General features: G+C 53.9%; 11 protein-coding genes. 4 read left to right on the plus strand and 7 right to left on the minus strand.

Annotation, left to right across the window (positions count from 1 at the left end):
• Positions 1-165 precede the first annotated feature (165 nt).
• The 6 genes from Q3O06_RS04810 to Q3O06_RS04835 all read right to left on the minus strand — a co-directional run bounded on the left by Q3O06_RS04810 (position 166) and on the right by Q3O06_RS04835 (position 5855).
• Positions 166-315, minus strand: a complete 150-nt coding sequence (locus Q3O06_RS04810) for a hypothetical protein (protein WP_250314525.1) — start codon at positions 313-315, stop codon at positions 166-168.
• Positions 316-332: 17 nt separating this feature from the next.
• Complete coding sequence (locus Q3O06_RS04815; protein ID WP_013448186.1) at positions 333-530, minus strand: hypothetical protein; 198 nt, start codon at positions 528-530, stop codon at positions 333-335.
• A gap of 10 nt (positions 531-540) precedes the next feature.
• A complete protein-coding gene (locus Q3O06_RS04820; RefSeq protein ID WP_301817928.1) occupies positions 541-1554 on the minus strand; it encodes a lysozyme inhibitor LprI family protein in 1014 nt (337 codons plus the stop codon).
• 98 nt (positions 1555-1652) lie between these two features.
• Positions 1653-2867, minus strand: a complete 1215-nt coding sequence (gene gltS / locus Q3O06_RS04825; protein WP_301817929.1) for a sodium/glutamate symporter — start codon at positions 2865-2867, stop codon at positions 1653-1655.
• A gap of 174 nt (positions 2868-3041) precedes the next feature.
• Complete coding sequence (locus Q3O06_RS04830; RefSeq protein WP_301817930.1) at positions 3042-3383, minus strand: hypothetical protein; 342 nt, start codon at positions 3381-3383, stop codon at positions 3042-3044.
• Between the two features lie 198 nt (positions 3384-3581).
• Complete coding sequence (locus Q3O06_RS04835; protein WP_301817931.1) at positions 3582-5855, minus strand: Tex family protein; 2274 nt, start codon at positions 5853-5855, stop codon at positions 3582-3584.
• A 114-nt stretch (positions 5856-5969) separates the two neighbouring features.
• Here Q3O06_RS04835 and galE point away from each other — a divergent pair, with 114 nt between their 5' ends.
• The 4 genes from galE (at position 5970) to rfbC (ending at position 9638) form a co-directional block, all read left to right on the plus strand.
• Positions 5970-6986 (plus strand): UDP-glucose 4-epimerase GalE, encoded by a 1017-nt coding sequence (gene galE, locus Q3O06_RS04840; RefSeq protein ID WP_301817932.1) that lies wholly within the window; start codon positions 5970-5972, stop codon positions 6984-6986.
• Positions 6987-8012, plus strand: coding sequence for a dTDP-glucose 4,6-dehydratase (gene rfbB / locus Q3O06_RS04845; RefSeq protein ID WP_301817933.1), 1026 nt, complete (start codon positions 6987-6989; stop codon positions 8010-8012).
• Between the two features lie 120 nt (positions 8013-8132).
• Positions 8133-8999 (plus strand): glucose-1-phosphate thymidylyltransferase RfbA, encoded by an 867-nt coding sequence (rfbA, locus tag Q3O06_RS04850; RefSeq protein ID WP_301817935.1) that lies wholly within the window; start codon positions 8133-8135, stop codon positions 8997-8999.
• Between the two features lie 81 nt (positions 9000-9080).
• Positions 9081-9638: a dTDP-4-dehydrorhamnose 3,5-epimerase gene (gene rfbC, locus Q3O06_RS04855; protein WP_301817936.1), complete on the plus strand. Its 558-nt coding sequence runs from the start codon at positions 9081-9083 to the stop codon at positions 9636-9638.
• A gap of 303 nt (positions 9639-9941) precedes the next feature.
• On the opposite strand, the gene dnaJ is transcribed toward rfbC, so the two are convergent.
• The gene (gene dnaJ, locus Q3O06_RS04860; RefSeq protein ID WP_301817934.1) at positions 9942-11054 is read right to left on the minus strand and encodes a molecular chaperone DnaJ; all 1113 of its coding nucleotides are present in this window, start codon (positions 11052-11054) and stop codon (positions 9942-9944) included.
• Positions 11055-11339: the final 285 nt, after the last annotated feature.

Raw genomic sequence — 11339 nt, forward strand, 5'->3', positions numbered from 1 at the left:
GGGGGGGGGGGGGTGATGCATAATGTCTCCTCGATATGGATGAAACTTTTTAAGTTTACGGCAAATTGCCGATTTTATCGTATTTCCTTTTCGGTTGAAACTCCGCCACTTGGACATCTGTCCTTCGGGGCGGCAGGATCAGACTTTATAGTGGATTAACAAAAATCAGGACAACACATAGGGCAACGCTTTATGTGCCGTCTTGTGTGTTGAAACATCAGCATAGGAAACACATAAAAAGCCGGCTGTTTTGCGCCTGAGTACCGTATTGGTCAAAATGCCGTCTGAAACCGACAACAGGGTTTCAGACGGCATTTCCGTCAATTTTCCCTTTATCTGCCGAACAGGTTGGCGATATTTTCCATCTGTTCTTCGGTAAAACCGTTTTCGCCCAATCTGGCGGCAACTGCCCATTCGCCCGACAAACCGTGTTCCGCACCGAGCTGCCGCCATTTTTCGACTTTGGCTTCGGCTGTGGTTTTTTCGGGCAGCGGTTTGACGGGAATCCTGCTTTTGGGGACGGTATTCATCGGTTTGCCCCTAATCGATGGAATAGCCGCGAAGATACTGTATCCGTTCGCGCGTCATCCGCGTGTCGCACTGCAATTTGAGATATTCGGCGTATTCTTTCCCGTCTGCCTGCGCGGCGGCTTGTCGGCAGTTGCTGATTTTTTCCTGCGCCCACTTGCGTTGTTCGCCGACCAACTCTTTTTGCACGTCGGTATCGAGTCCTCCCCAAAGTTTGGTAATTTCAGATTCCGCACGCTGGTTTTGTACGCGCGCCTCTTCCACTTCGCCCCGTGATACGGTAACGGTATCGGCACGCTCGCCGTCGTCAGGATGCAGGATTTCCGGTTCGGGCGCGCCTTCTGCGGCTTGGGGTACGCCCGCATCGCCGCCGCCGGCATTGTGTTCCAAAATGTCTTCGGGCGTGGGTTTGGACGGCGGTTCGGGGGCTTTTCCGCTCAAAATCCTGACCGCGTCTTCTTTTTTCACCGCCTTGCCGTCTATCATCACGATGCTCTTCACGCCGTAAGGCAGCAACGCGGCAGACAGCGTTTGCGCCGCCATACCGACCGTGTTGTCGACAAATGCCGTCTGACCGTCTTTGACGGGCAGGAAGCGGACGGCTGCCGTCAATACGCCGTCTTTAAATTCGACATTGCCGCCCGTCTTCTGCCGCACGATGTCTGCCAAAGACGTTTCCCCATACAACAGGGGGCTGTTTGCCTCAGCATCGGCAAGCGTTTCAGACGGCACGGTAATGTTCAAATCGGCGATACAGAACGTGCGCCCGCCTTCCTGCGTTTCCGAAGCGTGTTCCAAAGAAAACGCCAAACCGTAGGCAGCAGCGATAATTTTGTCGGCATCGACAAACTGCCTGCCGTCTTCGCGCGCGAAAGAACGCGCTTCCTGCGTGAGCGTTTCCTGAATATTGCCGCGTATGTCCTGCAACACGGCGGGGTTGGCGCATTCCAATGCCTTGGGCGGTTCTTCCCTGCCGCACGCGGCAAGCAGCAGGGCAAACGGCAGCGCAATGAGTTTCCGATACATGATGTTCCTTCCAAACGGTGCAGACCGATGGCGGCTATCATAGCAAAAGCACCTGCAGGCGGTAAACCTTGCAGGTGCTTTGTCGGAAAGGCGGAAAATCAGCCTTTAAAGAAATTCACAAAGCCGGTGAGAATCGCCGCATTAATCAAATCGACGAAGAACGCGCCGACCATAGGCACAATCAAAAACGCCTTATGCGACGCGCCGAAAGTATGCGTGATGGACTGCATATTTGCCACCGCCGTCGGCGTTGCACCCAAACCGAAACCACAGTGGCCGGCAGCCAACACCGCCGCATCATAGTCGCGCCCCATAAAGACATAGGTAACAAAAGTCGCGTACAAAACCATCACCACGGTTTGTACGGCAAGAATCACGGTTACAGGACCCGCCAAACCGGTCAGCTCCCACAGTTTCAGGTTCAGCAACGCCATTGCCAAGAAAAGCGAAAGCGAAGCATTGCCGAACACATCGATGGCGCGGTCGAACATATTGACCTTGAATGCGGCGGTGAGGATGTTGCGGATGACCACGCCGCCAAACAGACACCACACGAATTTGGGCAGGTCGAACAGGTATTCTTTGTCGAAGCCGTCCATAATCTCGGCAAACGCCAGACACGCGGCAAACATAGCCAGTGTTTCAACGGCAGATTCAGCCGTAATCAGGCGGGTGCGTTTTGCCTGCTCGAACACGTCGTCCGCATTGTCGTCCTGAGCCTGTTTTCCGTTTTCAACCGGTTTGCGCCCCATTTTATTGATCAGGCGGCGTGCAACCGGGCCGCCGATCAGACCGCCGAACACCAGCCCGAAAGTTGCAGAAGCCATACCCAAGCCGGTTGCGCCGACCAAACCGTATTTGGTTTCAAAATCCGGTCCCCAGGCACCCGCCGTGCCGTGTCCGCCCGTCAGCGTAACCGAACCGGTAATCAGACCGATGAGCGGGTCCAAACCCAAAGCGGAAGCCAGTCCGACCCCGACAAAGTTTTGCACCAAGATAAATCCGCCCACAATCGCGGTAAACACCACCAGCGGCAAACCGCCCGCCTTCAAACGGGAAAAATCCGCGCTCAAGCCGATGGACGTGAAGAAAATCAGCATAAACGCATCTTGCAGCGGTTTTTCAAACTTGAAGCTCACGCCGTACGCCTCGTGCAGCGCAAACAGGATAATCGCGGCAATCAGCCCGCCCGCCACGGGTTCGGGGATGTTAAAATCACGCAATAACTTGATTTTCTTAACTAAAACCTTGCCGACCAGCAAAACCAAAGTGGCGGCAATCAAAGTGTAATAACTGTTAAACGCCCATTCCATATCGTTTGACCTCCTAAAATGTTTTTCTTTATGTCCGCCCGAAGGGGCGCAGGCGCAGGGATATTAGGGGAACAGTTAAGGCTTGTCAAAGAATTGCCGTTTTTTACAACTATTTTTTACAAACAAAATGCCGTCTGAAACTCCGTTCAGACGGCATCGGGCATCCGCACCTGTTCAATAATTGGTCGAACAGAACTGCTCGCGCTTGTCCGCATCGGCGGCATAACACGTCAAACCCATACCTGCCGCATTGCTGTTGGCCGCTTTCGCACCCGGTTTTTTGTTCACCGAAACCTTGCCGTTTTTTCCGATTTCCACAGTTACGCCTTTGCCGTTTTTCAGCTTCCATTTCAACACTTGCGCATCGGCACTTTGGCACTTGCTGACCGCGCAGCCGCCCTCCACTGCGACATTGCCGTTTTTATAGATTACACACTGCTGCTGGCTGTCGGCACAGGCGGCAAACGCAGAAACCGAAAAACAGGACACCAGCGCGGCAAACATCAATTTCTTCATGGTTCGGACTCCTTATTTAAACAGGTTGGCAATAATTTGAAACTATACGCCTGTCGCCATGCCCCTGCCACAACCAAATCAAATGCCGTCTGAACAGTCTTCAGACGGCATCATAGGAATACACATATTTGAAACAACAGAAAAAGCAGGGGCAAAACCCGCCACTGCATCTGTCACTGTACATCCCTACTGTCGGACTTACCGCTTCAACTTTGCCAACGCATCCGCCATCGCCGAATTGGTTGGGGCACGGTCGTTGCGTTGGGGTTTGCGGCCGGCCGGCCGTTCGCGGCTGCGGTTTTCAGACGGCATTTTATGTTTTGCGCCGCCCGGTTCGTCATCCAAGCGCATGGTCAGCGCAATGCGTTTACGCGCAACATCGACTTCCAGCACTTTCACTTTCACCACGTCGCCGGCTTTCACCACTTCGCGCGGGTCTTGGACGAACTTGTTGGACAGCGCGGAGATATGCACCAAGCCGTCCTGATGCACGCCGATGTCCACGAACGCGCCGAAGTTGGCGACGTTGGAAACCACGCCCTCGAGTATCATACCGACTTGCAAGTCGCTGATTTCATGGATGCCTTCGGCAAACGATGCCGTCTGAAACGCACCGCGCGGATCGCGGCCGGGTTTTTCCAGTTCGGACAGGATGTCCAGAATGGTCGGCAGTCCGAAGCGTTCGTCGGTGAAGTCGGATGCTTTGATTTGCTTCACGCGCTCGCGGTTGCCGATGAGTTCGGCGGCGGTAATGCCTTGTTGCGCCAGCATTTTGGCGACGACGGGATAGGCTTCGGGATGCACCGCGCTCGCGTCCAGCGGCTCTTTGCCGCCGTTAATCCGCAAAAAGCCTGCCGCCTGCTCGAAGGTTTTTTCACCCAAACGCGGTACTTTCAGCAATTTTTTGCGGCTGTCGAACGCGCCGTTTTCATCGCGGTAGGCGACGATGTTTTGGGCAAGGGTTTGATTCAAACCGGAAATCCGCGCCAAGAGCGGGGCGGACGCGGTGTTCACGTCCACGCCGACGGCGTTCACGCAGTCTTCGACCACCGCGTCCAGCGATTTGGCGAGCTGGCTTTGGTTCACATCGTGCTGATACTGGCCCACGCCGATGGATTTGGGGTCGATTTTGACCAACTCAGCAAGCGGGTCTTGCAGCCTGCGGGCGATGGACACCGCGCCGCGCAGGGAAACGTCCAAGTCGGGGAACTCGCGCGCCGCCAGTTCGGACGCGGAATAAATCGACGCACCGGCTTCAGAAACGACGATTTTGTGCAGCCCCATTTCCGGCATTCCGCGCACCAGTTCGCCCGCGATTTTGTCGGTTTCGCGGCTGGCGGTGCCGTTGCCGATGGCGATGAGCTTCACACCGTGCTGCTTAATCAGGCGCGACAGCGTTGCCAACATATTGTTTTCTTGATGCAAATAGACGATGACGGTATCCAGCAGCTTGCCCGTGTCGTCCACCACGGCGCATTTCACGCCGTTCTTGTAGCCGGGGTCGAGGCCCAAAGTCGTCAGCCGTCCGGCAGGCGCAGCAAGCAACAAGTCTTTGAGATTGCGGGCGAACACGGTAATTGCGTCGGTGTCGGCGGCTTCTTTCAAACGATTTAGGGCTTCAAGTTCCAGCGATAAAAAGATTTTCGCGCGCCAAGTCAGGCGAACGGTGTCGCGCAGCCATTTGTGGCCGTCTGAAACGTTGCAGCGGCGGGCGATGATTTGCTCGTATTCGCTTTGCTGGGTAATCGGCGTGTCGTCGGGCTGGTATTTGAGCGCGATGTTCAACACACCTTCGTTGCGGCCGCGCAAAACCGCCAGCGCGCGGTGGCTGGGCATGACGCGGACGGGTTCGCGGTGGTCGAAATAATCGCTGAATTTTTCGCCTTCGGTTTCTTTGCCTTCAATGACTTGCGCGTGGATTTCGGCTTCGTTCCACAACTTATCGCGCAGCGTGCCGATGAGTTCCGCGTCTTCGGCAAACTGTTCCATCAAAATTGCACGCGCGCCGTCCAGTGCGGCTTTGGCGTCGGGGACGTTTTCGTTCAGGTAGCCTTGTGCGGCGGCTTCCGCGTCTTGCGGCTGCTCAGCAAGCAACACGTCCGCCAGCGGCTGCAAACCGTGTTCGCGCGCGATTTGCGCCTTGGTGCGGCGTTTGGGCTTGTAGGGCAGATATAGGTCTTCCAGCGCGGTTTTGTTGTCGGCGGCTTCGATTTGCGCCCTGAGGTCGTCTGAAAGCTTGCCTTGCTCTTCAATGCTTTTTAACACAACGGCTTTGCGCTCTTCCAACTCGCGCAGGTATTGCAGCCGCTCGGCAAGCTGTCGCAGCTGCGTATCGTCCAGCCCGCCCGTGGCTTCTTTACGGTAACGCGCGATAAAGGGGACAGTCGCGCCGTCGTCCAAAAGCTCGATAGCGGCATTGATTTGCGCGGTAGTGGCGGAGAGTTCTTGGGAGAGGATTTGGGTAATGTTCATAAATTGCCTCCGTGATGCCGTCTGAACAGCCGACGGCGCAATGTGGGTAATCGTTTGGAAAAGATGAAGATAATACTGATATACTTTGCCCGATACAATCTGAAAGGAATGTTTATGACCGTCCTGATTACCGGCGGCACCGGCTTTATCGGTTCGCACACTGCCGTCTCGCTCGTCCAATCCGGTTACGATGCCGTGATTCTGGATAATCTGTGCAACTCGTCTGCCGCCGTCCTCCCGCGCCTTCGGCAAATTACCGGCAGAAACATACCGTTTTATCAGGGCGACATCCGCGACCGTCAGATTTTGAGGCAGATTTTTTCGGAACACGAAATCGAATCCGTCATCCATTTTGCCGGTTTGAAGGCAGTGGGGGAAAGCGTTGCCGAGCCGATGAAATATTACGGCAACAATGTTTACGGCAGCTTGGTGCTGGCGGAAGAAATGGCGCGCGCGGGCGTGTTCAAAATCGTATTCAGCTCGTCGGCAACCGTTTACGGCGATGCGGAAAAAGTCCCCTATACGGAAGATATGCGCCCGGGCGATACCGCTAATCCTTACGGTGCGTCCAAAGCGATGGTGGAACGGATGTTAACCGACATCCAAAAAGCCGATCCGCGTTGGAGCGTGATTTTGTTGCGCTATTTCAACCCGATCGGCGCGCACGAAAGCGGCTTGATCGGCGAACAGCCCAACGGTATTCCCAACAACCTTTTGCCCTATATCTGCCAAGTGGCTTCGGGCAGGCTGCCGCAACTGTCGGTATTCGGCGGCGATTATCCGACCCCCGACGGTACGGGAATGCGCGACTATATTCATGTGATGGATTTGGCAGAAGGGCATATCGCGGCAATGAAGGCGAAAGGCGGCGTTGCCGGCGTACATTTGTTCAACTTGGGTTCGGGGCGCGCCTATTCCGTTTTGGAAATCATCCGTGCCTTTGAAGCCGCTTCCGGCTTAAATATTCCCTATCAAATCCAACCCCGCCGCGCCGGAGACTTGGCGTGTTCCTTTGCCGACCCGTCCCATACCAAACAAGAGACTGGCTGGGAAACCAAACGCAGCCTTGCGCAAATGATGGAGGATTCGTGGCGTTGGGTCAGCCGCAACCCCAACGGATATGGGGATTAAATGCAAACCGCAAACAAAAAAACCATCCTTGTTACCGGAGGCGCGGGCTTTATCGGTTCTGCCGTTGTCCGCCATATTATCCGAAACACCCGGGACGCTGTCGTCAATGTCGATAAGCTGACTTATGCCGGCAATTTGGAATCTCTGACCGAGGTAGCAGGCAATCCACGCTATGCTTTTGAGCAAGTGGATATTTGCGACCGATCCGAACTCGACCGCGTGTTCGCACAACACCAGCCTGATGCCGTGATGCACTTGGCGGCGGAAAGCCATGTCGACCGCTCTATCGATTCGGCAGGCGAGTTTATCCAAACCAATATCGTCGGCACATTCAATCTGCTGGAAGCTGCGCGCGCCTACTGGCAACAAATGCCGTCTGAAAAACGCGAAGCCTTCCGTTTCCACCATATTTCCACCGATGAAGTCTATGGCGATTTGCACGGCACAGACGATTTGTTTACCGAGACCACGCCATACACGCCGTCCAACCCCTACTCCGCCTCCAAAGCCGCTGCCGACCACCTCGTCCGCACGTGGCAGCGGACTTACGGGCTGCCCGCCATTGTCAGCAACTGTTCCAATAATTACGGCCCCCGACAATTCCCCGAAAAACTCATCCCGCTGATGATTCTGAACGCACTTGGCGGCAAACCGCTGCCCGTGTACGGCGACGGTATGCAAATCCGCGACTGGCTGTTTGTCGAAGATCATGCCCGCGCGCTGTATCAGGTTGTTACCGAAGGTGTTGTCGGCGAGACCTACAATATCGGCGGCCACAATGAAAAAACCAATCTCGAAGTGGTCAAAACCATCTGCACCCTGCTGGAAGAGCTTGTTCCTGAAAAACCGGCGGGTGTGGCACGTTATGAAGATTTGATTACTTTCGTACAAGACCGCCCCGGCCACGATGTCCGCTACGCCGTCGATGCGGCGAAAATCAGGCGGGATTTGGGCTGGCAGCCTTTGGAAACTTTTGAATCCGGCATCCGCAAAACCGTGCAATGGTATTTGGACAACAAAACCTAGTGGCAAAACGTATTGAACGGCAGCTATCGTTTGGAACGTTTAGGCACCGGAAAATAAGTTTTCAGACGGCATCCCGACGCAATGCCGTCTGAAAACCCATCGCAAAGGAAGAAAGAAAAGATGAAAGGCATCATACTGGCAGGCGGCAGCGGTACGCGCCTCTACCCCATCACGCGCGGCGTGTCCAAACAGCTCCTGCCCGTGTACGACAAACCGATGATTTATTACCCCTTGTCGGTTTTGATGCTGGCGGGAATCCGAGATATTTTGGTGATTACCGCGCCCGAAGACAACGCCTCTTTCAAACGCCTGCTTGGCGACGGTAGCGATTTCGGCATTTCTATCAGCTATGCCGTTCAACCCAGTCCGGACGGCTTGGCACAGGCATTTATCATCGGCGAAGACTTTATCGGCAACGGCAATGTCTGCCTCATCTTGGGCGACAATATTTTTTACGGTCAGTCGTTTACGCAAACATTGAAACAGGCGGCAGCGCAAACGCACGGCGCAACCGTGTTTGCTTATCAGGTCAAAAACCCCGAACGTTTCGGCGTGGTTGAATTTGACGAAAACTTCCGCGCCGTTTCTATCGAAGAGAAACCGCAACGGCCCAAATCCGATTGGGCGGTAACCGGCTTGTATTTCTACGACAACCGCGCTGTCGAGTTCGCCAAACAGCTCAAACCGTCCACACGCGGTGAATTGGAAATTTCCGACCTCAACCAAATGTATTTGGAAGACGGTTCGCTCTCCGTTCAAATATTGGGACGCGGTTTCGCATGGCTGGACACCGGCACGCACGAAAGCCTACACGAGGCGGCTTCCTTCGTCCAAACCGTACAAAACATCCAAAACCTGCACATCGCCTGCCTCGAAGAAATCGCCTGGCGCAACGGTTGGTTGACGAAAAAAGATGTGGAAACACGCGCAAAACATTTGGAAAAAACCGCCTACGGGCAATACCTGCTGCACCTGATCGGCAAATAAATGCCGTCCGAACGCCCCGACGGCTTTCAGACGGCATCCAAACCGCAAAAAACAGCGGTAACGATACCGCCAAAGGACTTTATGGACATCATCGACACCGCCCTCCCCGACGTAAAAATTTTAAAACCGCAAGTCTTCACAGACGGGCGCGGCTTTTTTATGGAAACCTTCCGAGACGGGTGGTTCAAAGAAAATATTGCCGACCGAACCTTTGTTCAGGAAAACCATTCCCAATCACGCAAAGGCGTATTGCGCGGCCTGCACTACCAAACCGAAAACACACAAGGCAAACTCGTACGCGTAGTTGTCGGCAAAGTGTTCGACGTGGCCGTCGATATGCGCGAAGGTTCGCCGACTTTCGGCAAATGGGCGGGCGCAACCTTGTCGGCGCAAAACCAATACCAGCTTTGGATACCCGAAGGCTTCGCACACGGGTTTTGCGTTTTGGGCGACGAGGCGGAAGTCGTGTACAAATGCACGGACTATTACAACCCGGAAGCCGAACAGGTTTTAATATGGAACGACCTGGCAATCGGCATAGGCTGGCCGCTTCAAACCGCGCCGCTGCTGTCGCCCAAAGACCTTGCCGGCAAAACGTGGGCGCAAGCCGAAAAGCTCCGCCTTCCGCTTTCCCGATAAAAAATGCCGTCTGAACACTTCAGACGGCATTTTTTCCGACAGCCTACCTGCCCGCCTTCAGTACGCGCCGTGCAAAAACAATCATCCCGGTAGTGAAGAACGCCAAGCCCAGCCAAGAAGCGGCGGCATCCCGGTTTTCCAAATGCAACTGACAACAAACCCCTGCATAATGTTAAGTTTAAAAAAACAGTTATCCCGCCCTGCCTCATACTGCCTTGAAAATAAAAAACTATTTCCAAACAAACAAAAACAGCCGTATCAGGGAGGTTTCCCGATACGGCTGCTTGTTTCCAAACCTTAAAATCAATCAAACAAATCGCGCAACTTGTCTAAAAACGATTTCTTGCGCGGTGTTTGATTTTCCAAACCGGTAGAAATCCGCTCAAATTCTTCCAAAAGCTCTTTTTGACGGTCGGTCAAATTGACAGGCGTTTCGACAACAATATGGCAGTACAAATCGCCGGTCGCGCTGCTGCGTAAAGATTTGATGCCCTTACCTTTCACTCGCATCCTTCTGCCTGTCTGGGTTTCTTTGGGAATAGTAAGCTTAACCTTGCCATCCAACGTTGGTACTTCCAACTCACCGCCCAGAGCAGCCGTGGCAAAACTAATCGGCAGTTCACAATGCAAATCCAAACCATCGCGTTGGAAAATCTTATGCGCCCGAATGCGGACGGTTACATACAGGTCGCCGGCAGGCGCACCGTGCGTACCCGGCCCGCCTTCGCCGCTCAAACGGATACGCTGCCCGTCATCGATACCGGCGGGAATATTGACTTCCACCGTCTTGACCGCCTTATTCCGCCCCGCGCCACGGCATTTGACGCAAGGTTCTTTAATGTGTTTGCCCGCACCGTGGCAGGTCGGACAAGTCTGCTGCATACGGAAAATCGCCTGCTGGATGTGTACCGTACCCGAACCTTTGCAAGTCGGGCAGGTTTCCGGGGATGTCCCCGGTTTCGCGCCGCTGCCGTTACAGACATCACACGCCTCATAAGTTGGAATATTGATGCGTTTCTTCACACCTTTTGCGGCTTCTTCAAGCGTGATTTCGATACCGACTTGAACGTCCTCACCCTGATAATCAGGCTGGGCGCGCCCCGAACCGCCTCCAAACATTTGGCTGAAAATATCCCCAAAGTCAAAACCCTGCGCACCGCCAAACCCTCCGAAGCCCCCCTGGCCGCCGCCTTCAAACGCCGCATGACCATACTGGTCGTACATAGCGCGCTTTTCCTTGTCGGACAAAGTTTCATACGCCTTTTGTACTTCTTTAAACTTCTCTTCCGCCTCTTTATTGTCAGGATTGCGGTCGGGATGGTATTTCATCGCCAATTTACGGTAGGCTTTTTTAATCTCATCATCGGTAGCTGTTCTTGCCACACCCAGCGTCGCATAAAAATCTTGATTACTCATTTTTTCATCTAATTCAAAATAAAATCACGGCTTAAAATAAGGGCAATTGCGCAAAACACAAGACAAACAGACTGCCATAGCCTACAAACTGAAACGGAATACACTTGCCGTCTGAAATCTTCAGGTATGCACGACACAAAAACTTAGACAGGCATAAAACCAACCGCCATGAAGTGTTTTGGTTATAAAAACGCCGCCCGAACGCATATTCAGACGGCATTTCCTTTGCATTGATTCATTCCCCGATATAGCGCAGGTCTTTCTCCAGCCATTTCCCTTCCAAAC

Source organism: Neisseria maigaei, from assembly GCF_958267405.1.
GTDB classification, from domain to species: Bacteria; Pseudomonadota; Gammaproteobacteria; order Burkholderiales; family Neisseriaceae; genus Neisseria; species Neisseria bergeri.

Excerpts from the sequence above, each read along its gene's own strand:
- rfbB (WP_301817933.1), top strand. The coding sequence starts at position 6,987 with ATGCAAACCGCAAACAAAAAAACCATCCTTGTTACCGGAGGCGCGGGC.
- rfbC (WP_301817936.1), top strand. The coding sequence starts at position 9,081 with ATGGACATCATCGACACCGCCCTCCCCGACGTAAAAATTTTAAAACCG.
- Q3O06_RS04835 (WP_301817931.1), bottom strand. The coding sequence starts at position 5,855 with ATGAACATTACCCAAATCCTCTCCCAAGAACTCTCCGCCACTACCGCG.
- Q3O06_RS04820 (WP_301817928.1), bottom strand. The coding sequence starts at position 1,554 with ATGTATCGGAAACTCATTGCGCTGCCGTTTGCCCTGCTGCTTGCCGCG.
- gltS (WP_301817929.1), bottom strand. The coding sequence starts at position 2,867 with ATGGAATGGGCGTTTAACAGTTATTACACTTTGATTGCCGCCACTTTG.
- Q3O06_RS04810 (WP_250314525.1), bottom strand. The coding sequence starts at position 315 with ATGCCGTCTGAAACCCTGTTGTCGGTTTCAGACGGCATTTTGACCAAT.
- dnaJ (WP_301817934.1), bottom strand. The coding sequence starts at position 11,054 with ATGAGTAATCAAGATTTTTATGCGACGCTGGGTGTGGCAAGAACAGCT.
- rfbA (WP_301817935.1), top strand. The coding sequence starts at position 8,133 with ATGAAAGGCATCATACTGGCAGGCGGCAGCGGTACGCGCCTCTACCCC.
- Q3O06_RS04815 (WP_013448186.1), bottom strand. The coding sequence starts at position 530 with ATGAATACCGTCCCCAAAAGCAGGATTCCCGTCAAACCGCTGCCCGAA.
- galE (WP_301817932.1), top strand. The coding sequence starts at position 5,970 with ATGACCGTCCTGATTACCGGCGGCACCGGCTTTATCGGTTCGCACACT.
- Q3O06_RS04830 (WP_301817930.1), bottom strand. The coding sequence starts at position 3,383 with ATGAAGAAATTGATGTTTGCCGCGCTGGTGTCCTGTTTTTCGGTTTCT.